This window comes from Streptomonospora nanhaiensis, from assembly GCF_013410565.1.
GTDB lineage: Bacteria > Actinomycetota > Actinomycetes > Streptosporangiales > Streptosporangiaceae > Streptomonospora > Streptomonospora nanhaiensis.
Window position 1 is genome coordinate 5,466,776 of sequence record NZ_JACCFO010000001.1, and the last position, 25,756, is coordinate 5,492,531.

Genomic DNA, 25,756 nt, shown 5'->3' on the forward strand with positions numbered 1-25,756 from the left:
CGCGAGGCGGCGGGGACGCCGGCGGCGGGCGGCGGGCCTTGGGCTTCTCAGGGCGGGTCGAGGTAGTCGCGCGACTCGACCAGGTTGCCCTCGGCGTCCCAGCGGCGCACACCGCGCAGTCGGCCGTCGCCGTCGAAGTCGTGCCGCTCGGCGAGCCGTCCGTTGGGGTGCCACGTCCGCCAGGTGCCGACCGCGCCCTTGCCGTACTCGACCCGCCCGGCGACCTTGAGCCGGCCGTCGGGATACCACTCGCGCCACGGCCCGTGCTCGCGGCCGCGCTCGTAGGAGACCACGGCGACGACGGTGCCGTCCCCGGCGAGTTCGGCCACCTCCCCGGTGTAGGGCAGGCCCTGGTACAGGACGCGTCCGTCGTCCTGAGACTCCAGGTCGTCCTCGGTGACGCGGGTCACTGCTCCCCCTCGATGGTCGCGTATTCGGGGTGGCCCGGCGTGAACAGGTTCCGGATCACGTTGGAGCGGATGCCGGCGAGCAGCCGCGTGCAGTTCGCGCAGCACGGGGCCGGGAAGGCCTCGGGCCGCTGCATGGTGAACGCGGTGTCGACGAGGAACTCCGCGACCGCCTGGGCGTCGGCGTGCAGCCCGCGCAGGTTCAGCAGCTCGTTGAGCGCCTTGATCTCGGCGTGCCGCAGCGGGTGGTCGGGGTGCGGGTAGGGCGTGTCGGGCTCGCGGTTCCCCGTGTGGCGGTCCCAGTGGGAGTAGGGGCCGTTCCGGCGCATCTCCGCCAGGCGGTCGAGGAGGAGGGGGTGCAGTTCGTCCCCGGGGATGACGTGGTACGGGCGCCCGTTAACACCCTCCGAGATCCGTCCCGTGCGGCGGTCGAGGATGACCGCGTTGACGGCGCTGCGCCTGCCGCCGAGGCTGTTCTGCGACGCGAGTCCTGCCGCGACCAGGTCGCGCATCTGCTGCGTGCGCCGGTTCAGGACGGCGCGGACGTAGTCGGACACCGGTCGGCCGTCGACGAAGGCGATCAGGCCGTTGTGGCGGACCACGCGGCTTTCGTCGATCGTCTCGATGATGTGGCCCGCCGTGAAGTCCGGCGGGAGCGGAGCCGGGCCGGTCGGCTGCTGCGGCTGAGCGGGGGCCGGAGGGGGACCGGACGACGCACCGGCGCTCGTCGTCGGGTACCCGCTGGTGGTCGGGTAGGTCGAGGTGGGATACCCGCTGGTGGTGGGGTACGAGGTGGTCGGGTAGCCGCTCGTGGCGGGATAGGAGGTGGTTGTGTAGCCGCTGGTGGTCGGGTAGGTCGTGGTCGGGTACCCGCTGGTGGTCGGGTAGGTCGTGGTCGGGTATCCGCTGGTGGTGGGGTAGGTCGTGGTTGTGTAGCCGCTCGTGGCGGGATAGGTCGAAGCCGGGTTGCCGCTCGTCGAGGGCTGCTGGGAATAGAGGTCGCCGAAGTAGCCCTGATCGTCGCTGGCGTCGTGGGACCGCGACGGCCCCCCGTTGCGGTGCCCGCCGTGGCGGTCGGAGCGGTGCCGGTGCGAGCGGTGGCGGTGGGAGCGTTCGTCGTCCCTGCTCGCCATGTAGACCTGGACGTCCGCGTCCTCGGCGGAGTGCGGCCGAATGTCGTCCAGGCCGTACCGGTAGGCCATGTCGGCGATGAGTTCCTCGATCGTCCGGGGACGCTCCTCGTTCTTCTTGGGGCTGATGAGCGCGCTGAAGTCGGGCGTCCTCGGGTGGTTCCCGCGCCAGAAGTCGTCGGGGTCGGCGTCGTCGGCCGTCTGCTGCGCCGGGGTGTCGTCGTAGTCGTAGAGGTCGGGAATACCGTCGTCGTCGGTGTCGGCGGCGCGCTCGGTGGCCTGGGTGCCGCCGCTCTCGGCGGCGGAGGCGGGACGCGTGTCCGTGCCCTGGTCACGGGTCGATGTGCCGCCCCGGCCACCGGGCGAGCCCGACCCCCCGGGGCGCCCGCCGCGCTCACCCGTTCCGCCGCCGCGGGACGCGGGCGAGGAATCACCGCTCCGGCCGCCCGCCGAGGGCGCGGGGGCGGGGGCGTCGTCGTCATCGGAGTCGGAGTCGGAGTCCGCATCGGAGTCGTCGGCCTCGGAGTCGGAGTCCTCGGCCTCGGAGGAGTCGTCCTGGTCGCCGTCCTCGTCGGTGGAGGAGGCGTCGTCCCCCTCCTCCTCGTCGGAGGACGAGCGGTCGGACTCCTGGCCGCCGCGCCCGTCCTCGGCGCCGTCGCTCTCGCTGTCGCCGTCGCCCTGCTGAGCGGGCGCGGGGGAGGTGGAGGCGGCCTGCGCCTGCGGGTTCGGCTGCGTGGGAGCGGGGACGGGCGTCTCCTCGCCCTCGGAGTCGCTTTCGGAATCGCTCTCGGAACCGCTTTCGCCGTCGGTCGCGCCCTCCTGCTCCGTGCCGCCGCCCGGCTGCGGGGCCTGCTGCGGCTGCGGGGCCGCCGGAGCCTGGCGGGGGTCCGCCGGCGCGGACACGGGCGCACGCTCGCCGTCGCTGTCGTCGCTGTCGCTTTCGGAGTCGGTCTCGGACTCACCGGCCCGGTCACCGGCCGGGCCGCCGCGCTGCTCGGGCGCCGCGGTCCCACCGGACACGGTGGGGCGGCCGCCCGGCGGTGCGGGGACGGTCGCCTCGGCGCCGGATTCGGATTCGGATTCGTCGGCGGAGTCGGAGTCGGAGAGGTCTTCGGTGTCCGATTCGTATCCGCGGCCGTCCCCAGGGGCAGGCCGCGCGGTCGCGGGCCGCGCCGTCGCGGGCTGCCCGGTGCCGGTCTCGCCGGGACCGGACTGCTCGGTGGCCACGGTCGGCGGAGCGGGGATCTCGGCCTGGAGGTCGACGGGGCCACCCTCCCGCGGTCGGTGGCGGTCGGTCTCCACGCCCCGGGGCGTGGGGGTCCAGCCCTCGGACGGCTCCCAGTCGGCCGGGACCGCCTCCAGTTCCACCCACCAGCTCGGGATGCCCGGCGTGACGTCGGGCACCCGGTGCACGGCGTGCACGACGAACCTCGTGTCGCGCGGGAGCAGCACCTCGTACTCGTCGTGTGAGTCCCGGGGCAGGGTGTTCCGCACGTTCAGCGCGGGGTGGCCCTGGGGGACGCGGATGCTGTACTGCACCCGCAGGTGCGGGCGGACCGGGCCGGCCGCCAGCGCGGTCGAGGTGTATCGCGGCTCGGTGTAGGCGGTCCCCACCAGGGCGTGCATGGCGGCGTCGTCGTAGGACGAGGCGCCCGGGGGAGCCGAGTCGGAGCCCCGGAACAGGATCAGCGGCTCGGGGGCGCTGCCGCGGCCGATCGCCCGGTCCAGGTGGTCCACGGCCTCCCGCATGGACGGGGTGGTGTTGGCGAGACCGGGGTTGCGCTCCAGTTCGCGGTTGATGACCGTCGAGCCCTCCGCGGCGTAGTAGCGCACGTAGGCCCGCTCCCGGTCCGGCAGGTCCGGGGTCCGCATCGGTCCGTCGAGGTAGGCCGACGCCTCCTCGTTGGTGTCGAACGTGCGGTAGGACACCTCGCCGCCGCGGCCGCCGTCGTCGTCGGAGTCGGCCACCGGTCCTGTGGCCGGGGCGGGCGGCGGTCCGGCGGGGGACTGGGCGCGGGGCGGGGACGGGGCCTGCGCCTGGGGTGCGGCCTGGGGCGCCTGGACGGAGGCGGACCGCGGGGGAGCCGCGGGCTCCTCGCCGCTGCTGCCGTCGCCTTCGTCGTCGGACCCGCTCTCCGCTGCGGACTCACCGGCCGGGCCCCGCGGCTGGAGCGGCGCGGGCGGCGGTGTCTGGGCGGTCGGGTTGAGCGCGTTGCGGAACAGTTCGGCGAAGTCCTGGCCGGGCGCGGGCTGTGCCGTCTCGGTGGACGCCGCCCCGGCGGGTCCCGCCTCGTCCTGGGGCGGCGCCGCCCCGCGTTCGGGGCTCCGGCCGCGCTGGGGGGTCGCGTCGTAGAGGCTGTCGAACTCGGAGTCGGTGGACTCGGCGTCGGACTCCCCGGCGGTGCCGTGCTCGTCGGGGACGGTGCCCCGGACGCCCTCCTGGGCGTGGGACGCGGGCGGCTGCGGTGCCCGGGTGGCGGTGGGGCCGGACCGGTCCGCGCCGCTGTGGGTCCCGCCGTCCTCGGCGGCGTCCGTCTCCTGGCTGCCGGGCGGCGGGGGCGGGGCGGCCCGCGTGCCGTCGGGCGCCCGGAGGTCGTCGCCGGGGGCCGAGTCGCGGCCGTCGTCCCCGCGGTCGCTGCCGTCGCTCTCGGTGTCACCGCTCTCGGTCGACGGCGCGGACTGCGCGCCCAGCCGGGACAGGGCGGCGCGGGTGTCGTTCAGGGTCGACTGCCACTCCCGCAGCCGCTCGTTGTAGGTCCGCAGCCGCTCGTTGAAGGCGTCGCGCTTGGCGTCGACGGTGGCGCCGTCGCCGGCCGTGCTCGCGGCGTGCGACAGTTCGTGCGCCGCCTTCAGCAGCGCGTCGTCGGCGGCGGCGAGGTCCTCCTGGACGGCCGACAGTTCGCTGCGCTGCGCCGCGAAGGCGTCGATGTCGGCCTGGGTGATGAGGCCCCGGGCCAGCGCGTCGGACTGGGCGACCCACGACGCCACGCGTGCGGTGGTGTCGCCGATGAAGGTCCCGTTCCCCGAGTCGGCGGCGATCGCCCAGTCGCTGTCGTACTCCACCAGGTAGAACGGCTCGTGGCGGAGGCGGCTGGTGTGCGACGGCGCGGAGGTCGACAGCGACGCCGAGGCGGGTCCGCCGCTGTGGGTGCTCTGGGCCGCCTCAAGGGAGGTGTACTGCGTGCCCGAGTGCACCGGGTCGAAGGTGGCGTTGGTGGTGTGCCCGTTGGCCGGGCCGCCGCCGTGGGCGGCACCCGCGCTGTGCGTGTCGGTGGTCGTCTGCGCCGTGCTGTCGGTGTGGAACGCGTCGAGCGTCCCGACCGGCGCCATGTCCAGGATCATGCCGGTGCCGGCCACCGGGTTGGCCTTGAGGCCCCACGAGGTCGGCCCGAAGCCGAGCAGCGGCACGCCGCCCCCGCCCTCGGCACTCAGGTAGAGCCCGGTCAGCGCCTCCGACTTCAGGTGCTGGTCGATCGCCTCGTAGCGGGAGGTGGTGCCGAGCTTGTCGCCGGTGTAGTCGCGCGCGGCGGCGATGCCGCGGTCGGTGTACTCGCCGTCGGCGTCGACGTCGACGCCCGGGCGCGGTGTCCAGCCCTGCGACCGGGCGACGACCACGTGCGCCAGGTCGCGGACGGCCTGCCCCTTGTTCTCGATCGCCGCGGGCAGGGCCGGCGCGTCCGCCGAGCGGTTCGCGGCGCCGCCCTTCCAGCCGCTCAGGGCGGTCATCGGGTCGCCGTCGGAGGAGTCGACGTTGGCGGGGGGCACCGTCTCGGGGGAGGCGGTGTGGTCCACGTCGTGCAGGACCAGGTAGGGCGAGGGGAACAGCGACTGCACGGTGCCGCCCGGGGCGGTGACCTGGATCCCGTTGGCGCGCACGACCTCGGGGACCTGGAGCCGCGTTGCGGCGCCGGTCGACTCCAGCCGGAGGTCCAGGTGCACCTCGGTCTCGTGCGTCTGCTTGGCGTAGGGCGTGGGGATGGCGAGCAGGACCGTCAGCGTCTCGGTCGTGGCGGCGTCCCGGGCGTGGCTGGACCCGCTGTTGAAGGAGTGGGCGTGCGAGGGGCTGAGGCTGGAGGGCATGACCCCCGTGGGCGTGTCGGCGGCCGTGTGCTCGTCGCCCCGGTATGGGAGCGGCGTCATGAAGGAGAAGCCGCTGAACCCGGCGGTGGTGCTCGCTCCGTGGCCCTGGGACTGCGCGTGGGTCAGCGACCAGGTGTACTTCTCGCGGTACTCCGCCTCGCCGCCGATGTAGGCGGTCCGGCCCGTGTCGGTCCAGGTGCGGCTGATGTGCACGGTGGCGTCCAGCGCCGGGGTGTCGGTGATGCCCAGGTTGTGGTCGATCCGGCGGATCTTGACCGGCACCGGCACCTGGGAGTTGGGGTTGCGGCCGAGGTTGGAGCCCAGCGCGTTGCCGAGGTCGTCGCGGCTGTCGGCGGTCAGCTCCAGCCCGTGGGCGGCCAGGCGCGTCGCCAGCGCGTCCAGCGCCGGGGTGGGGTCGGGCGCCCGGAAGGGCGTTCCGGCGTCCTCGAACCCGGGGCGCACCTGGAGGGTCTCGGCGAATCCGTCTTCCGGCCGGTCGCTCCGCTCCCCGCCCGAGCTGTCGGTGAGGGCCGCCTGCTGGGGGGCGACGACCTGGGCGGGTCCCGCCGCTCCCGCGAGCCCGACCGCCAGCTCCGGCAGCAGCCCGCTGGTGAGGGCGTCCCAGGCGTGCATGAAGCCCGAGACCAGGTTGTCGGTGTCGGCGTACCACCCGGTGTAGCGCGGCGAGCGGGGCCGGGTGGGGCCGATGCTCCAGTCGGGGCGGACCTCCAGCGCCTGCTGGATGCGGCCCGAGCCGTTGAACAGGTAGGAGTACATCGGCTTGATGAGGTAGGACCGCTTCACCGAGAAGCCGCCCGCCGCGCTGTCGGACCGCGTGCTTAGGGTCCACGCCCTGTCGAGGGTGGGGCCGGAGAAGAACGTCGGGTTGAAGGTGGAGTCCACCGCGGTCCGGCTCGCCTGGTCCGGGGGGACCGCGGGCGCCGTCGACAGGGAGGGCACCGCCGACGCGCCGACCGCGAACCGCCACGTCCGGGACACGCCGGTGCTGAGGCTGAGCGGGGCCTCGCCCTCGACGATCACCATCGCCTGCACCGGGACGAACGTCACCGCGGTGATGTCGGCGGTGGTGTCCATGGCGACCCGGATGTGGTGCGGCGAGCGCAGGCCGCCGCTCATGTCCAGGTTGGTGCGGATGCCCGACAGCACGTTGGCGGCGAGGTTCTGCTGGGACAGCGAGTCGGGGTAGAACCGCCGGCCGCCCTCGCTCTCGCCGGTGTGGTGGTCGAGCTTGCGGCTGTAGCCGTCGCGCAGCCCGAACACGCGGGAGCCGACTCCGTCCTTGGAGAACATCCGGACGGTGGCGTCGATGAGGTGGATCCTGTCGTCACCGAGCCGGTAGTTCACGTTGACGTCCACCACGAACGCGCCGGCGTTGACCAGGCGCTGGTTGATGGAGGGCGGCGCGGTGTCCGGCCGCTGCGGGGTGGTGCGGGACCCGCCGGTGTTCTGGAGGGCCGTGGTGCCGGCGCCCGTGGTCTGTGAGGTGGAGCCGCCCTGCGTGCGCACGGGCAGGTCGATCGCCGCGGGATCGGTCGCCGGGTCGGTGGTGCCGGTCTGCCGACCGCCCTGCCCGCCGTCGGGCGGGGCGGTGAGCGCGGGGCGGTTGCGGGGGGTCGGCGCGCGGCCGGTGATGGCGCGCTGGGCGTCGGCGGCGTCCAGGTCGCGGATGCGGCCGGAGTCGCCGGTGACGCGCGGCGCGCCCAGCGTGATGCCCTCGGGCAGCCGGGGCGTGGAGAGCTCCAGCCGGGCGGGGACGGCGGTGTTCAACTGGTGGCCACGCGACCGCACCGGTGTTGACTGCCGGCTCTGGCCGATGTCGTCGCTCTCGTAGAAGTGCGCGGTGAAGACCGCCGGCGCCTCCCACAGGTCGGACTTGCCGTCGAACAGCAGGGTCGCGGTGAACGTGTACTCGGTGCCCTGGCCCTGGCTGCGCTCCCGGCGCCAGTTGAGGGAGGCGCGCAGCTGGCCGAACACCCCGCCGGGCGCGCGGCCGCCGCGCGCGTCCAGTCCGCCCGCCCGCAGGTTGCTGAAGATCCGGGCGCCGCCGGTCCACGACCAGGTCGCCCCCTTGTTGGATCCGCGCTGGGAGCCCGACGCCACCTCGATGCCGGTGCTGCGCTCGGTGGTCCCCGCGTGCCGGAACGCCCCCAGGTCGGCGAAGAGGCGGACCGACACGGTCTCGGGGTGCCCCAGGGCGGTGTCGGTGAGGACCACGGGCAGGCCGTCGTGCGGCAGTTCGAGGTGCCCGCCCTTCAGGGTGGCGTCGGAGATCTCCTGGGAGACCTTGAGGGTGTTCTCCAGCGCCACCCGGTGGTTGCGGCGCAGCGGGGGCCGCTCGCGCGGGGACAGCTGGAGGAACGGACGGCCGTGGTGGCTGGGTCGCTGGGCGAAGTCGGAGGAGGTGCGGCCGGGCGAGGTGACCACCAGGCCGGGCCGGTGCTCCGCGATCTCGTTGAGGAGGTTCTGGGTGATCCACTCCGCCACCGTGCGGCCGAACTGCTCCAGCTCCTCCGGTGTGCTGCGCGCCGTGCCCGCCGACGGGGTCGCGGCCGGGAGGAACATCTGGCCGTCGGACCAGGTGAAGGACACCGGCATGGACCAGCTCAGGTTGGTCGGGTTGTGCTCCGCCAGGTTGGCGAACGGCGGCCGGCGGTTCGGGTCGGCCGTGTCCTGGGTGCCGCGCGAGGATTCGCCGGTCGTCGACCGCTGCGCCGGGGCGCCCGTCGGCGGCACCTCGGCGGTCTTGATCATCTGGGCGTCCTCGCTGGTGAGGATCTCGGTGACGGTCCCGGTGAAGAGGTGGGAGTCGCTCTCGCCGTAGAAGCGCACGTGGAAGTTGCGCTGGACGTCGTAGGGCGCGACGTCCGGGGCGCCCCACAGCATCGGCGTGACCGAGCCCGTGCTGCCCTTGCTGCCGCCCTTGGTGAGGCCCCGGCCGCCGGTGACGTCGCCGTAGAGCGGCGCGGTGCGGGTGGCGATCGAGGTGGTGGTCAGGGGCGGGGTGATGTCCAGGCCCGAGCCGAGGTGCACGGAGAGCGATGAGGTCTGCGACTTCGTCGTGCCGGTGTTCTTGGAGGTCCCCGCCATCAAGGTGAAGTCGTTGAGGTTGGGCACCCCGGGCAGCAGGTCGTAGCGGGTCGGGAAGGACCGGAACTCCACGACCTGCGGCCGGTCCTTGGCGTCGAGGAACGTCAGGTGGAACGGGCCCGCGGTCATCTGCATGACCGTGTGCTCGATGTTCTCGTCGGAGAAGGCGTCGCGGATCGTCGCGCGGTACTCCTCCCGCCGCTGGTTGAGCCGGTCGCGCAGCCCTTGGACGTTGCGGGTCACCCGCCGCGGGTAGTCGTCGGCCATCAGGCGGTCGAAGATGAAGTCGGCGAGCGCGTTCTGGTCGTCGGTGCCGGCCGTGTTGGTCGTGGCGGGAGCTGCGGGGGGCGTGCCGGTGCCGGGCGCCCGCGAGATCGGGCCCGCCTTGATGGGGTGGCTCTGGGTGATGCGCCGCGCGCCCGGGCCGGGGTAGGGACCGCTGCCGCGCCTGCCGCCGGCCCCGCGCAGGTTGGGGTCGGGCAGCGTGATCCGCCGGGGGGCGTCGGACGGGCTGGTGCGGACGCCGCCGGGCACGCTGAGGTGCAGGGTGAACCGGCTGGTGTCCACCACGGCGGGGCGTCCCGGCGGGGTGATGGTCATGGTCAGGGCGAGGTCGGCGGCGTAGGTGTCCGGCTCTCCCCGGAGTTCGACGCTGCGGCTCAGCCCCGATGCGCGGCCGGTGCTGTGGCCGGTCGCGCGCGCGTGGTAGGTGCCGCTCACCCGGAACGTGCCGCGCCAGCCGAGGTTGCCCGTGGTGCCCTCGGGAGCGATGAAGAACGGCGTGATCAGGATGCCCAGGGCCGCGCTCTTGTGCCCGCCGTGGGAGCCGGAGGACGCCTGCGAGGCCGCCGCGCCGACCGACGAGGTCACCCGGGGGCGCGGCGCGCGGTCGGTGCGCGGCGCGGCGGGCGAGGAGCCCTCCGCGGCCGCCGGGTCGGTCGGGTGCGGGCGCCGCGACTGAGGAGCGGGGGGCTTGGGCTGGAGCCGGTAGTCGGCGCTGGGGTCGACCCGGAAGGTGACCTCCCACTCGCCGCCGGGACCGGGGACCTTCGTACTGAAGCCCTTCGGCTTGAAGAACGGGCGGGGGTCCTTGCGCGCCTGCGCGCCCACGGCGTCCACGATGGCCGCGCGCGTCCGGCCGGCGCCGAACCGCAGCGCCTCCATGCGCCGGACGATGTGGTTGGGCAGGTCGCCGGTGTCGATGAGGTTGGGCCGGAACAGGTTGGAGGTCAGCAGGAAGCCCAGGTCCATGGATTCGACCGGGGGTGGGCCGGCCGGGGCGGGGGCCTCCTCGCGCACCGGCTGCTTGCCCTTGTCGGCGGGTTGGGTGCCGGTGTCGTCCTGGTCGGTTTCCTCGGCGGGCGCGACCTCGGTTTCGGGCTGCTGCTCGGGCCGGGTCTGGGGCTGCTTGCCGGGGTCCTCGCGGTGCCCGGTCTCCTCGTCGGTCGCGGACTCCTCGGTGCCCTCGGTGTCCTCGGACTCCGGCTGCACGACGTGCGGCCGGTCCTGGGGCGTCGCGGCCCGCTCCTCGGCGGCCGAATCCTCGGGCCCGGACTCGGGCGCGGGGCGGCGCACGGCGGTGGTGGAGTCCTCAGCGGGCTCGGGGGCGGACGGATCTTCGGGGGCGGTGTCCTGCGGCGCGGAGACGGTGATCAGCGGCGCGGGCGCGTCGGTGTAGTCGAACGCGGCGGGCGCGGACTCCACGGAGCGGGCGGACCGCGCGTCGTCGGGCGCGGCGGCGCGGCCCGAGGGCGGCGTGGCGGAGCGGGCGCCCGGCCGGGGCCGGGCGCCGGCGGCGGCGTCCTGTGCGTCCAGGTCGTCGAGCCAGCGCGACAGCGACCCCGTGAGCGGAGGTGCCGCGACGGCCTCGTCCTCGTGGTCGGCTTCCTCGGCCTCGTGGTCGGACTCGTCCTCGGCGTCGGTCTCCTCGGAGTCGGATTCGTACCCGGGGTCCTCCTCGGTCTGGTCGACGGGCGCGGGCCGCTCCTGCGGCCGGGTGTCCTGCCCGGTGCCGCTGTCCGTGCGCTGCTCGGCGGCGGGCGCGGCCTGGGGCTGGGTGGCCGCGCCGTCGGCTTCGCCCTCCGACTCCGATTCCGACTCCGACTGCGACTGCGACGCGGACTCCGGGTCGGACGGCGAGTCCGAGGAGTCCGACGACTCCGGCTCCGACCCGCTGGGGTCCTGACCGGGCTGCTGGGGCGGCGTGCCGCCCTGCTGCCCGAGTTCGGCGCGGAACAGGTCGGCCAGCGCGTCGCCCATGTCCGACGACGACGAGGACGGGGGCGGTGCCGGAGCGGTGCCGTCCTGCGACGCCCGCGGCTGCGGCGCGGGCTGCTCCCGCTGCTGAGTGTCCCGCCGCCCGGAGTCCGCCTGCCCGGGGGCACGCTGTCCGGTGTCCTGCTGCCCCGTGTCCCGCGCGCCGCCGTCCTGCGCGCCGGTGCTCTGCGGCGCGCCCGCCGGGGCGCTCCCGTTCAACCCCGGGGGCGGGGCGATCGGTGGGACGTGCGCCATGGCGACCGTCACTGTGCGGTCGGCCATGGTCGGCAGCGAGATGTCCTTCATCGCCTCGGGGCCCCGCGTGAAGGAGGCGATCAGCTCCTCCACCGTCTGGGGCGGCGGGTCCGCCAGGAGCGGGGGCTTGACGAGGAAGGACAGGTCGGGGGCCTTGGGCGCGACCGGCTCCCGCGGGGGCGTCGCGACGCCGGAGCGCTCGGTGCCGGGCCGCTCGGCGGCGCCGCGGCCCCCGGCCGCGGGCTCGTCGCTGTAGAGGCTGTCGTCGTACAGGCCGTCGTAGAGGCTGTCGCCGTCGCTCTGGTCGGCCTGGTCGGTCTGCTCACCCTGCTCGGGCCGGCCGGCCCGGTTGGGCGACGTGGCGGCACCGGTGTCGGTATCGGTGCCGGTGGTGGACGCCGAGCCGGCGCCCCTGCCGCCGTCCGGCGCGGCGGCAGGGGCCTGGCCGGCCGCCTCGGCCGGGGACGCGGCCTCGGCGGTGCCCACCGGCGCCGTCTCGCTCTGCGTCCGCAGCGGCGGGGGAGCCGCGTCGAAGTCCTGGGCGCCGCGCGACGCGCCGCCGAAGTACTCGGGCGCGTCGGCGAACCGGACGCGCTTGCCGCGCCCGCCGCCGCTCCGGCCGTTCTGGTTTCCGCCGTCCCGGCTGCTTCCGGCGTTGTCGTCGCCGAAGCCGCCATGGCCGTCGAACCGGTCGAAGCCGCGGCCGCCCCGGCCGCCCCGGTCGGAGCCGTCGTCGGGCCTCCGGGAGGAGCCGCCCGCGCCGTTGTCGGGTCCTCCGGAGGAGGTGTCGACCGTGCCGCCGTTGAGGAGCGACGTCGCCGCGCGCTCGGCCGCCAGCCAGTCGGCGGCCGCCTGGGTGTACTCCTTTCCGCGCCGGTCCGCGAGCTTCTCCAGCCGCTGGTACTCGCGGAACTCGGGGCTCTCGGCGGGCTTCCCCTTGGCGTCCTGCACCGCCCACCACAGGTCGCGGCGAGCCGTCAGGTAGTCCTTCTCCGCGTTGGTCAGGGCCTGCTGCTTCACGGCGATCGTGTCGATGGCCTGCGCCGTGGCGGCGTCGGGCGGTCCGCCGAGGATGCCCAGCCGCACCGCGGTGTCCTGGGAGACCCACGCGGTGACCTTGGTGGTGGTCTCGCCGATGTGGGGGTGGGGGGTGGCGCCGATCATCTCGCCCAGGGTGGAGGGGAGGGCCGACTGGCGCTGCGCCGCGATCGCCCAGGCGGTGTCGAACTCCACCAGGTACAGCGGGCCGCTGTAGATCTTGAGCAGCTCCTCGGGCGGCTTGGGCGCCGTGGAGATGTCGTGCGCGCCGCCGGAGTGCGAGATGCGGGTGGCGTCGCCCGAGGAGTACTGGGTGCCCGAGTGGTGGTCGTTGAAGCCGCCCGTGGTGGCGTCGCCGAGCGCCGCGCCGCCCGTGGCGATCACGCCGCCCCCGTGGTCGATCGTCGTGCCGCCGGACCGGCTCGGGGCGTGGGAGTCGGTGACGGAGCCGGTCGGCGCCACGTACAGCACCCGGCTGGAGCCGTAGTCGGGGCGGATCGCCATGCCCCACGACGTCTTGCCCTGGTCCTCGAAGCTGATGCCGCCGCTGGTGTTGGCGCTGATGAAGTGGGAGGGCAGCGCCGTCCGGCTCAGTTCCTGGCCGACCGCGTCGGAGCGGGGGTGGAGGTTCAGCCGGCTCTTGGCGTGGTCGCGCGCCTCGGTGATCTCCGCGTCGGTGTAGCGGCTGTCCGCGCCGCCGTCCTGGGCCGCGTCGGTGTCGGGCTTCCAGCCGTTGGCCGAGGCGAGCACGGTGTACCCCAGGTCGAGCACGGCCTTGCCGTCGTTCTCGATCGCCACGGGGAGCAGGATGTCGGCCGAGGAGGGCGGCGCCTGCCGCTGCGCCGCCGCGCCGGTCCCGTCCTGCTGCGGGGGCGTCTTCCACCGCTGGAGCGCGTTCTCGGCGCTGTCGGAGTTGGCGTCCTGCGTGGTGCGGGTCGGGTTGACGCCGGCCGGGGCGGTGCCGTCGCCGGCGGGGCCGGTGGTGTCGTCGCCGAACTGGAGGTAGGGCGCGGGGTAGACGGTCTGCACCCGCCCGGCCGAGCCGGTGGCGGTGATCCCGTTGGTGCGCACGTCCCTGGGCAGTTCCGCCTTGGGGCTGATGCCGTCGCCCACGACCTCCAGCGTCAGCGTCAGGTCGTTCTCGGCGCCGAGCTTGGCGAAGGGCGCGGGCACGGCGACGACCACCGTGCGCGTGTCGGCGGCGGTGTTGGCGGCGGTGTCGCTGTGGGAGGACGCGACGGTGGTGTCGTGGGGCGGGCTGATCGAGGACAGCGCCGCGGGCGAGCCGGTCTGGGAGCGGTGGTTGTCGTGGTCGGGGTTGGTGTCGGTGGTGTTGGGCACCATCGTGCCGAACCCGCCGACGCCCTTGGTGCCCATCGTCCCGTGGGTGTGGGTCGTGGTGGTGGAGAAGGTGAAGGACCGCGTCTCGCGGAACTCCGACTCGCCGCCGAGGTAGCCGACCTCGGGCGCATTCGGGCTTCGGTTCGCCCGCACGTGGATGACGGCCGGGACCGACGGCAGCTCCATCGGCGTCTTGGGGAAGTCGGTGCGGTGGACGATGCGGCGGATGTCGACCGGGATCGGCACCCCGGAGTTGGGGTTGTCGGACAGGTGGGAGGCGAGGGCCTGGGTGAGCCGGGCGCGGCTGTTCCCGGTCAGCTCCAGGTCGTGGGCCGCGAGCTTGGCCTCAAGGTCGTTGAGCGCCGCCTCCGCGTCGGCGGGCCGGAACGTGATCCCGGTGTCGGAGAGTCCGGGCCGCACGTCCACGGACTCGGGCGGCGGCGGGACGTCGCGGGTGTCCAGGGGGCTGTTGCCGTCGGGGCCGGTGAACCGGTCCGGCACCAGGCGGCTCGACAGGGCGTCCCAGGCGTGCGCGAAGCCGGCGAACAGGTCGTCGAACCGCGTCTGCCACCCGGTGTAGACGGGCGAGCGGTAGAACGTGCCGGCCAGGTCGAGTTCGCGGGCGAACTGCGCCGCCTGGCGGATCAGGCCGGATCCCTGGACCAGGTAGGCGGAGTCCGTCTTGTGGACGAACGTGCTCTTGACGGTGTAGGCGCGCGCCGTGGTGTCGCCGCGGGTGCTGAAGGTCCAGGTCTTGGCGGCGCTGGGGCCGGTGAAGAGGGTGGGGTTCCTGGCGTCGCCCCGGGTGGAGCCGGGATCGTTGTCGGCGCGGTTGGTGTTGAGCGACGGCAGGTGGCTGGCGCCCACCGTCGCCAACCAGGACCGCACCCGGCCCCGGCTCAGCCCGCTTCTGGCGGCGCCGTTGATGAGCAGCGTGGCCTCGGCCGGGACGGCGGTGGCCGACTCCACCACCGCGTCGGTGACGATCGTGGGGCGGATGGTGTTGTGCGACAGCGGCCCGCCGTCCATCTCCGGACGGCTGACGATCCCGTTGAACAGGTTGGCGGCCAGGTTCTCCTCGGACAGCAGGTTCTCGAAGAACTGGCGCCCGGCGTCGTCCTCGCCGGTGAAGTGGTCGTACTTGCGCATGTAGAAGTCGCGCCGGCCGAAGTAGCGGGAGCCGCCGAACTCCGCGGAGAACATGCGCCGGTTGAGGTCGAGCAGGGACGGCTGCGGGGTGGCCGCCGCGGAGTCGTCGGAGCCGGGAGCCCGCACCGGGGTCTGCCCGCCGGTGTTGACGGAGAGCAGGAAGATTCCGGCGTCGTCCAGCCGGCTGTTGAGCGAGGGCGGGTTGGCGCGGTTTGTGGTGGACGAGGTGTCCGGGGCGGACGAGGCCGCCGTGGCGGCGCCGTCGACCGCCGCGTTCTCCGGGATCGGCGGCAGCGCGGGGCTGTGCCGGCGGCCGCGGCCGTTGACGATGTCGCGCGCCTGGTCGGAGGTGAGCCGCTCGTAGGAGCCGGAGGGCCGCCCGGCCGTGTCGGTCCCGGAGGCCGGGTTCGGGGCCGTGGTGCCGTCGGCCGTGATCGGGGTGATGTCGTCGGGCACGGGGCGCTTCAGCCGGGGCGTGGCGATCTCCATGCGGGCCTGGATGCCCTCGCCCAGCCGGTCGCCGCGCTGGCGCAGCAGGTTGGGGCCGCGGTAACGCTTGGCGTCGTCGATCCGCGCGGTGAACGCGATGTCGCTGGACCACACGTCGGTCGTGCCGGTGAACAGCAGGAACGCGTCGCTGCCGTAGGAGGTGCTCAGCCCCTTGCCGGTGGAGGAGCGCCGGCCGATCGCGCCCCGCAGGTGCTGGAGGAAGCCGCCGGGGGTGCGGGCGCCGGCGGCGTCGAGGTCGCCCCGCGACACCGATCCGACGAAGCGGTAGGCCAGCGAGTTGGAGTGGCCGGAACCCTTGCGCGACCCGCGCTGGGCGGAGCCGGAGATGCCGGAACCGACGAACCGCTCGGTGGTGCCGGTGTGCTGGAGCGGGCCGACGTCGGCGAAGAGCCGCACGGTGACCAGTTCGGGCCGCTTGAACTTCTTCCCGGAGCGGAACAGGTCGCGGATGTCGAAGCCGGCCGACTCCTGGAGGTGGACGGGGAGGCCGTCGTGGGTGAGCTTGCTCAGGCCGCCCTTGAGGTGGGCCTGCTCGACCGCGCTGTAGACCCGGTTGCTGTTCTCCAGCGCGGTGGCGTAGTCGCGCCGGAAGGGGCGGCTCTCCCGCCCCCAGCGGGAGGTCCGGCCGCCGGGGCGGTGGGCGAAGTTGTCCTTGGTGCGGGAGCGGTCCGGAACGACCAGGCCGGGGTAGCGCTGGGCGATCGCCTGGAGCAGTTGCTGGCTGATCCACTCGGTGAACGGGGTGCCCTTGGCGGGAGAGGGGGACGCGTCCGCCGGGGACTGGGCGGTGGGGTCGACCGCCGCGTCGTCGGTGCCGGTGGCCTCGGTGGCGGCGGGGGCGCCGCTGAAGAACGGGTTGCCGTCGGGGAAGGTGATCGACTGCGGCGCGGCGAAGTGGAACCGCCTGGGGTGGTCGCCCCGCAGGTGCGGGAAGGGCGGCTCCGTCGGCGTCTCGGTGTCGGTGTCGGTGCCGGTCTCGGTCTCGGTGCCGGTGTTGGTGCCGTTGTTGGCGGAGTCGGCGTTGGGATCGGCGCCCGCCGCGTCGGTCTCGGTGCGCGGAGCGGTGCTGCCGGCCGTCTGGAGCAGTCGGGCGTCGTCGGCGGTGAGGAGTTCGTACGTGGTGCCGGTGAACCGCGTGGGCTCGCTGTCGCCGGTGAACTGGGCGTAGTAGGTCCGGGTCACCTCGTAGAGCACGGAGTCCGGCGAGCCCCACAGCATCGAGACCTGGGAGGCGCTGTCGGCGTGGCTGTCGCTGGTCCGGCGCGCGTTGTGGCGGAAGAGGTACTCGATGACGGCCGGGGCGAAGCGGAAGATGCGGTTGGGCAGCCGGAAGTCGGCGCCGCCGCCCAGCGTCAGCGTCCAGAACGACGTCTTCGCCTTGGACTCCGAGGTCGCGCTGTCCCGGCTGATGATGGTGCTGAACTCGTCCACCTTGGGCGGAGTGGGCAGTTGCCGGTAGGACGTCGGCGACGAGGTGATGCGCAGCGTCGTCGGCTTGCCCTTGGCGTCGACGAAGTCCTGGTCGTAGTACCCGGTCGACATCGTGTTCAGGTTGCCCTGGATCAGGCTGCCGCTGCGCAGCCCGTCCAGGGCCGCGGTGTTGTGCCGGGTGAAGTTCTTGGACGGCTTGGCCGGCTGAGGGGGCTTGGGGCGCTTCGTGAGCTTCCCGTTCCTCACGGGCGGCGTGGACCGGGCGGGGGCGGGGTTGGCGCGGGCCTGGACGTCGGCCGAGGACAGCCCCAGGAGGCGGTCGCGGACCCAGTCGGCGAGGCCGACGCCCGCGTCGCGGGCGGGTTGTCCGTCCTGGGCGCTCTCGCCGGTCCGGTCGCTCGGCCCGGCCTGGTCGGACCGGTCGCCCTGTTCGGTCTGCCCGGACCGGTCGGTCTGCGTGGCCTGATCGGTCGGCGGCGCCGAGGTGATCTCGCCGACGTACACCGGGTAGGCGCGGTCGATCGCGCGGATGCCGGGTCCGGGGACCTCCGTGGTGGCGGGATCGCGCGGGTCGGCGAGCGTGATCTGCTCCGGTGCGCCATCAGGGGTCGTGCCCGGCCCGCCGGGGACCAGCAGTTGGACCGCAGTCTCCCACGTCCGGGTGATCGGCCCGGTGCCGGCCTGCGTCGAGGTGTCGGCCGGGGCCGACGTGCCCGCCTGGCGCGACGGCCCGGCCTGGTCGCCGGAGGTGTCACCGGTCTGGGTGGTCGTCTGACCGCCGGTGGTGTCCGCGGTGGTGCCGCCCGACGGGTTCCCGGGCGGCGGCGCGACGGCCGCGGCCTGCGGGGGCGCCTTGGGGGTGAGCTTGAGATCGACGGTCAGGTCGGCCTCGTAGGGCTCCGGCGGCCCCTTCAGTTCGACGGAGGACACCTCGGTGCTGGCCCCGCTGGAGGTGAAGCCGGTGGCGCGGCTCCGGTAGCCGATCGCGAACCGGCCGACGGCGCGCACGCCCAGCGTCATCAGGTCCTCGGGCAGCCCGGTGCCGACCGGGCCGATGTAGAACGGCGTGAGCAGGATGCCGATACCGAACGACTTGGAGCCGCCGTGCCCGCCTTCGTAGCTGTAGGCGGTGCTCGGGTTGCCCTCGGTCTGGGAGCGCAGCACCTTGGGGCGGCGGGTGGGCGGCGGCAGCGTCTGCGACATCGAGGTGACGCGGCGGTACTCGGCGTCGGGGTCGACGTGCAGGTCCAGCGTCCACTCCCCGTCCGGCCCCCGCACGGTGGCGGTGAACCCCTGCGGGGCGAAGAACGGCCGCAGGTCGCGCGACGCCTGCCGGCGGACCTGGTCCATGATGTCCGTGCGCATCTGCGGGGTGACGCGCGGGTCGGTGATGCCGGTGAGCTGGTTCTGGACCTGGTCCAGCAGGCCGTCGCTGTCCACGGGGTGCGTGCCGTACCAGTTGGACAGGAGCAGCGGGCCGAGCCGGGCCGTGTCGGGGAACGCGTCCCGGGCGAGCTCGTCGGCCGTCCGCGCCGCGTCCTCCGCCTCCTGCTGGGCGCGCTGGGCGGCTTCCTCGGCTCGCTGCGCGTCGAACTCGGCCGACGTGGCGAAGTAGTCGGCGTCCGAGGCCTCGCGCGCGAGGTCCCTCGCGGTCTCCTGCGCCGTGTTGGCTGCCTCCTCGGCCTTCTGCGCCGCCTCATCGGCCTTGCCCGCCCGCTCCTTGGCGGTGTTCGCCTGCTTCCGGTCGTTCGCGGCGGTCCGCTCGGCCGTCTCGGCTCGGGTGTTCGCCTCGTTGGCGCTGTTCCGGGCGGTTTTCGCGGTATCCCGGGCCTGCCTGGCCTGCTCCTCGGCGGTGTCGGCCCGCCCGGACAGCTCCTGGGCGTGGTTGAAGGCGGTGTCGAGTTCACCTTGGACGCGGGCGATGTCGTCGGGGCCGATGCCCGACCGCGCCCACTCCTCGGCGGCCTGCCGGTCGGCCTCGGCGGCGTCGCCGTCATGCCGGCCCGCCTGGTCGCGCAGCCCGGACTCCTGGGCGGTGCGTTCGGCGATGTCGCGTTCGAGGTCGGCGATGCGGGGGTCGGCGTCGGGGGTGGCGACGTCGCGGGTGTCGGGGGCCGGCGCCTCGGGAGCCCGCGGAGCCTCGGGGGAGTCGGCGGTGTCCTGGGCGGGGGCCGCCTCGGTCGCGGGCGGGGCACCCTGGATTTCCGGCGCCGACGACGACTCCGGGGACTCCGGCGACTCCGGGGGCGTCGGCCGCAGGTCGGAGAGCTGCTGCTGGAGCCGCCGCACGTCCTCGCCGATCCGGTCGGCCTGGGACCGCAGGTCGGCCGCGTCCGCGCGGGCCTGCCGCGCCCGCGCCTCGTGCCGCTGGGCCGCCGCGGCGGCCTCCAGGGCGGCGGCGTGCCCGGTGGCCTGGGTGTGGGCGTTGTTGGCCTCGGTGCGCAGGTTGCCGGCGTGGGTGCGGGCGGCGTCGGCCGCAGCCTCAAGGCGCGTGGCCTCGGTGGCGGCGTTGTCGGCGGCGGTGCGCAGCCGGCCGGCCTCGGCGGCGGTCTCCCGGGCGGCCTCCTCGGCCCGCCGGTACTCCTCGGCCCGCGTCCTGGCCGTGTCCCGTGCGTTGTCGGCGGCGGTGCGCGCGTGGTCGGCAGCCGTCGCCGCCTTGTCGGCCCTGTCGGCCAGGTCGTCGGCGTTCGTCCGCTGCTCGGTCGCCGCCTCGCGGGCGTCGGCGGCGGCGTCGCGGCTCTGCGTCGCGGCGGTGCGCAGTTCGTCGGCCCTGGCGCGGGCCTCGGTCGCCCGCGTGATGGGGCTGTCGTCCGCGTTGGTCTCCGGCTGCTGGCCGGAGTTCTCGACCGGCAGGATGGCGTCGTCGTCGGCGGCGGTGCCGGTCGGCTGCGGTGGCGGGGGAGGCGGCGGGGCGGAGCCGAAGGAGCCGGTGGTGCCGCCGCTGTCGCCGGCCGGGGCCTGCGGGTCGGGCTGGACGGTCGTCTGGGTGGACTGCTGGGTGCTCTGCTGGGAGCCGTCCTGCTGCCCGCCGGTGTCCCCGGTGTTACCGGTGGTCTCCCCGCTGGTGGCCGTGGTCGTCGTGGAGGTCGTCGCCGGGAACTCGCGCAGCTCGACGGAGTCGGGCACGAACGTGGCCAGGACCAACTGCGACTGGTCCAGCGCGTCGGGCAGCGGTGGGAAGTGGGAGCGCAGCCCCAGCCCTCTGAGGAAGTCCTCGACGATGTCGCCCGGCCTCGGCAGGCCGTCGCCGCCCTTGCCGCTGAGCGTGCCGGAGTCCGGCAGCGCGGGCGGCTTCTCGCCGAGCCCGCTGAAGTCCGGCAGGGGCTTGCCGTCGAGGCCCAGCGTGCCGAAGGGCGGGGAGGGAACCTCGCTCGTGGACGTGGCGGGCGCCTGGCCGTAGTCGTCGTCGTAGAGGCCGCCGAAGTCGTCGGTGTCTTCGGCCGCGCGGTCCTGCGCGGGCGGCGGAGTCGGGGCCGGGTTCGGCGCCCGCTGGTCGGAGGCCGTGATGGGCGCGCCCTGGGGGTCGCGGCTGTAGTAGGAGCCGCCGGCGGGAGGGTAGCCGTAGCCCTGGTTGTAGGTGGCGCCGCCGTAAGCGGAGTGGCTGGTGGAACCGCCGTTGTAGCCCGGGTACTGCGGCCACCCGCCGCTTCCGCTGCCGTAGCCGTCGCTGCCCGGATAGGTGTTTCCGCCGCCGTATCCCTGGTCGTAGCTGTAGTCGCCCTGGGTGGTGGCGGGAGCGGCCGTTTGGGGGGTAGTGAGTCTGATTTCGGCGTAGATGCGCCATTGGCCGCGGTTGCTGTCGTAGACGGCGTCGAGGACGTGGTAGGTGAGGCCGCGGCCGAGGAGGAGTTCGCGTTCGGGGTTGCGGGGTTCGCCGAGTCCGTCCATCCACAGGGCGGGTGTGCCGGCGGGGACGCGCAGGTGCATGATCGCCTGCTTCTCGCGCGCCATGCCCGGCAGGCGGTAGAGCGAGGTGGACATGTAGGCGTGGTCGGTGAACCCCTCGGCGTGGTGGGGCATCTGCGAGGGGTCCATGCCGATGTGGTCGAGGTCCATGCCGCGCATGACGACGATGTCCTCGGGCACCGGGCGGCCGGCGAGCAGCGCGTCGAGCTGGGTGATGTCCTGGGTGACGTCGGGGTGGGCGCCGTCCCCCGTCCGCAGGTAGTCGTTGATGTGGCGGTACGTGGGAAAGCCGCGTGAGGACGTGTAGTGGGTGAGCGCCCGGTTGTGGCCGCTGTCGAAGAACTCGGAGTAGCCGTCCCAGTACCCCACGAAGTCCCGTACCTCGCGGTCGCTGGTGAACGTCCGGGCGCCGGTGGTGACCCGTTCCTGGGGGGTGAGCGCGGGAGGCGCCGGCTGGGTTTCGGGCGCGGTGGCGGGCGGGTTCTCCTGGGGTGCGGTGGCCGCCTGGCTTGTGCCGTAGAACCCCGGCACGCCGCCTATCTGGTTGAAGTCGAAGTCGTCGGGGTTGGTGAAGTTGCCCCATGCGCTGAAGACGGTGAGGGGGGAGTCGAGGCTGACGGGCAGCGGGGTGGTCTCCCAGGAGCGGGGCGCGCCGAGGTCGGCGAGGAACCGGGCGACCGGGTCCGTTGAGGTGCCGAAGCCCTTGAGCCCGAGCGCCGAGAAGTCGGGGTGTGCGGGGGCCTTGGGGTACAGCGAGGAGAGGTCGAGGCCCTCCGGCTTGCCTGTGGGCGTGAGCGGCGTACGCGGCGCGGGACCGGAGTCGGCGGACTCGGTGGACGCGGTGTCGTCGTAGTCGTAGAGCGACGGGATGTCCTCGTTGTCGTCCGCCGTGGTCGCGTCCGGTGCGGGGGACTGGGCGGACACCTGCCGGCCGCCGGTGCGGGCCTCCCCGTTCCGAGGCGCGTCCTGCACCGGGTCCTGCTGCTCGGAGGCCGTGGGCACGCTTTCGGGGGCGTTCGTGTAGTAGGAGCCGCCGGACGGTGGGTAGCCGTAGCCGGGGTTGCTCTGGGTGCCGCCGGACCCGGAGTAGTAGCCGCCCGTCCCGTAGTAGGGGGCGTTGCCGGTGGGGTATCCGGAGCCGTACCCGGCGGCGTCACTCCCGCCGCCGTATCCCGGCGGGGTGGGGCCGCTGTTCCCGTATCCCCAGTACTGCTGGCTGTAGTCCGCGGCCGCGGGCTGCGCGGGAGCCGGGCGGATCTCGGCGTAGATGCGCCATTGGCCGCGGTTGCTGTCGTAGACGGCGTCGAAGACGTGGTAGGTGAGGCCGCGGCCGAGGAGGAGTTCGCGTTCGGGGTTGCGGGGTTCGCCGAGTCCGTCCATCCACAGGGCGGGTGTGCCGGCGGGGACGCGCAGGTGCATGATCGCCTGCTTCTCGCGCGCCATGCCCGGGAGGCGGTGGAGCGAGGTGGACATGTAGGCGTGGTCGGTGAACCCCTCGGCGTGGTACGGCATCTGGGAGGGGTCCATGCCGATGTGGTCGAGGTCCATGCCGCGCACCACGACGATGTCCTCGGGGACGGGCCGGGTCTCCAGCAGCGCGTCGAGTTGGGCGATGTCGTGGTCGATCTGCGGGTGGGCGCCCTGCCCGGTCCGCAGGTAGTTGTTGATGTCGCGGTAGGTGGGGAAGTAGCGCGAGGACGTGTAGTGCGTGAGCGCGTTCCTCTGGTCCGAGGTGAGGGACTGGCCCATGCCGTCCCAGTACTGCGTGAACTCTCGGACGTCGTTGCCGCTGGTGAACGTCCGGGCGCCGGTGGTGACCCGTTCCTGGGGGGTGAGCGCGGGAGGCGCCGGCTGGGTTTCGGGCGCGGTGGCGGGCGGGTTCTCCTGGGGTGCGGTGGCCGCCTGGCTTGTGCCGTAGAACCCCGGCACGCCGCCTATCTGGTTGAAGTCGAAGTCGTCGGGGTTGGTGAAGTTGCCCCATGCGCTGAAGACGGTGAGGGGGGAGTCGAGGCTGACGGGCAGCGGGGTGGTCTCCCAGGAGCGGGGCGCGCCGAGGTCGGCGAGGAACCGGGCGATGGGGTCCTGGGTGCTGCCGAAGTCCTTGAGGTTCAGTGCGGAGAAGTCGGGATGGTCGGGGGCCTTGGGGTACAGCGAGGAGAGGTCGAGGCCCTCCGGCTTGCCGGCGAACGGCGGCTCCGGGATCGGGCCGCGCGTGTCGGGGCCGGTGAACGCACTGTCGTCGTAGTCGTAGAGCGACAGGTCGTAGTCGTCGGCGGTCTCGTCGCTTTGGGTGGCGGGGGAGTCGGCGGCCGTGTCCCGCGGGGGCTGCTCCGCGGGGGTGAACCCGTCGCCGCGCCCGGGGGCACCGGCGTCGGCGGTGTGCTCGCTTTGGGTGGGCGGCGCGTCGGCGGCCGTGGGCTGCGGGGGAGCGGGGGCGAACTCGTCGCCGGGCTCGGGAGCGGCGGGCTCGGCGGCGCGGTCCTCCTGACCGTTCTCCGACTGGGTGTCCACCGGCTGCGGGGAGCCGTTGAGCGCGTCGCCGAGGTCGCGCCCGGCCGCGGGGCTGTCGCCGGGGAGGGGGCCGGAGGCCGGGGCCTGCGGTGTGCTCGGCTTGTTGCTGTTGCTGTTGCTGTTGCTGTTGCTGTTCGACGGGTTGTTCGCGGAGTTGCCCTGCGGCTGCCCGGACGACGGGCCGGACGGGCCGCCCTGCGCCGTGGCCTCGGGCCCGAAGGCGACCGGGGCGACGGGCGGCATGCCGTTCGGGCCGGGCAGGCCGGAGGTGTCCGACACCTCGGCGGTGATGTCGAGGATCCCGTCCTCGGGCGCTCCGTTCATCGGACCGAGTCCGTCGGCGCCCTTGCCGTTCAGGACGCTGAAGTCGGGCGCGACCGGCGGCTTGCCGGTCATGCCCTGCCCGTTGTCCGGGACCGGCGCGCCGTCGTAGGGGTCGTACAGGCTCGCGTCGTCGTCGGTCACCGAGGCGTCGTCGGCCATCAGGTCCGGCACATCGCTGAGCGCGGGCACGTCGCCGGTCTCACCGGTGGTGTCGCGGCCGCCGCGCGTGTCCGTCCCGGTGTCCGCCGTGGGCGACGGCCCGCCCGCGGGTGCCGGGCTGCCGGGCTGGGCGTTGGGGGGTGCCAGGTCGGCGTCGGGTGCCTGGGGCGGTTTGACGCTGAGGTCGGGGAGGTCGGTCTCGTCGGTGTCGGGGGTGGCGGCGCTGTCGGGCGCCTCGGGCCGGTCGGGGCCGGGCGCGCCGTCGAAGCCGGGGGTGTCGTCGCCGCGCCGCGAGCCGTCGCGGCCGCCGCCGGGCGCGCCGCCGTTGTCGGAGCCGGACGTCCCGCCCGGGACGGTGGAGTCGTCCCTGCCGCTGACCGCCTCGCCGTCGCCGCCGGTGGGGACCGGGGTGGGCACTGGAGGGGCGATCTCGGACGGCCCCTTGAGGGTGTTGATGGTGTTGACGGCGCCGTCGACGGCGAAGGTCTGGATGGTGGCCTGGGAGGCGCCGGCGGTGGCGGAGTGCAGGCCGGCTTTCCAGCCTTGGTCGGTGAGGGCGGCGTTGGTGACGCCTTCGCCGAGGTAGCCCTCGGTGGCGCCGGATCCGGCTCCCAGGCCGAGGTTCTGGAAGTAGAAGGGCTTGCTGCGCAGGAAGGTGTGGACGTTGCCGGTGAGGGTTTGGGGGATGTCGTTGGCGAGGTGGTTGCGCAGGTGGGGGGGAAGGGTGGTGCCCAGGGCGTTGTCGAGGGTGTCGGTGAGGTTGTCGTTGCGGCCCCAGTTGCGGGCGAAGGCGTCGGCGTAGGTGGTGCCGAGGTCGCGGGCGGTCTGGTCGCCGATGTCGTTGCCGAAGTTCTTGGCGAAGACGTCGGCGAGGTCGTTTTTGAAGTCGTTGACGATGTTGGGGTTGTCGAAGGGGCGTTTTCCTTCGATTCCGGCGAAGGCGGAGGCGAGGTCGTCCTGGTATTTGGAGAAGACCTCGGCCAGGTCCTTGTTGATGTTGGGCACGTCCGGGCCCACGTCCGGGTTCGGCACCGTGTCCGGTGTGGGTTCCGGCTTCGGGTCGGGAACGTCGTTGGGCCTGGGAGGGGGGACGTCGTCGGCCTTGGGGGTGGGTGTGGGGGTGTCGTCGATCTTGGGGGGCGGGGCGGTGTCGATCCTGGGCGGGGGCGGGGTGTTGAGCAGGTTGTCGATGTTGTTGCGGAACAGGTTGCGGATCTGGGAGCTGGTGATGTGGTCCACGCCGAACGCCAGTCCGGCGGAGATGAGTCCGGAGAGCCCGGCCCCGCCGTGGGCGAGGTGGGTCATCTTGTTGTCCCAGTTCTTGCGGACTCCGGAGTTGATCTGTGCGCGTTGGATGATGGAGTCGGCTGAGGCGAAGAGCTGCTCCATGATCTGGTGGCCGGGTGCGGTGAGCAGGAGCCAGCCCAGCAGGCGGCGGATGGCCATGCTGCGGATGTATTTGAATCCGGGGATCCAGGAGAGGGATGCGCCCATGGTCCAGTAGGCCATGGCGATGCACCAGGCGATCTCGATGAGGAGCTGGACGAGTTCGGCCAGGGCCATCCAGGCCATGTATTCGGCGTTGGCGGCGCCTTTGCGGAGTTCGGCGGCGCTGGTGCGGGCGGTTTGGCCGCCGGCGCCGAGGTAGTCGTTGTCTCCGGTGGTGAACTGCTTGATGGAGTTGTCGTAGTAGTCGGCGGCCATGCCGCTGAAGTCGGTGCGGACTTTGCGGCGGATCTGGGAGAGGAGGTCGGTGAGGTCGACGGTGAGGATGCGGTCGACGGTTTCCTGGAGTTGGGCCAGGGCGCGCATGGCGGCGGGGTCGGCGGAGGGGATTTCGATGCCGAGGAGGTATTTGATGGTCTGGCGGGCCCATTCGGGCGTGTTGGGGCCGAAGGGGGGCATGACCGAACGTCCTCACTCCTCGCCGTCGCACCGCCGGGCAGGCCGTCACCGAGCGCGCGAACAGTGCCTCAGAGAGAGGGAGACAGTAACACCGGACCCCGCCGATGTGGAAGTGGTTGGTTATTGTTCACCGGCTGTGTGGCTTTGTGTCGCCTGTCCTGTGTAGGCGGTATCCGGTCGCGTGGCACCGCCTGACGAGGCACTTCGCCGGCGTCCGCCCCGGTCGGCGCACCCGCGCCGCCCCGG

The 25,756-nt window shown here is 73.8% G+C and carries 2 protein-coding genes; both read right to left on the minus strand.

The features are described from left to right. Positions 1 to 47: 47 nt before the first annotated feature. On the minus strand, positions 48 to 410 hold the full coding sequence (locus HNR12_RS24265; protein WP_179769720.1) for a toxin-antitoxin system YwqK family antitoxin: 363 nt from the start codon (positions 408 to 410) through the stop codon (positions 48 to 50). After that, positions 407 to 25,510 carry an ADP-ribosyltransferase gene (locus HNR12_RS24270; protein ID WP_179769721.1) on the minus strand — a complete coding sequence of 8,368 codons (25,104 nt, stop codon included), beginning with the start codon at positions 25,508 to 25,510 and terminating at the stop codon, positions 407 to 409. The genes HNR12_RS24265 and HNR12_RS24270 overlap by 4 nt, the downstream gene beginning before the upstream one ends. Positions 25,511 to 25,756 lie beyond the last annotated feature (246 nt).

What these genes read in the sequence shown, in the direction of transcription:
- HNR12_RS24270 (WP_179769721.1), bottom strand. Translation starts at nt 25,510, where the DNA reads ATGCCCCCCTTCGGCCCCAACACGCCCGAATGGGCCCGCCAGACCATC.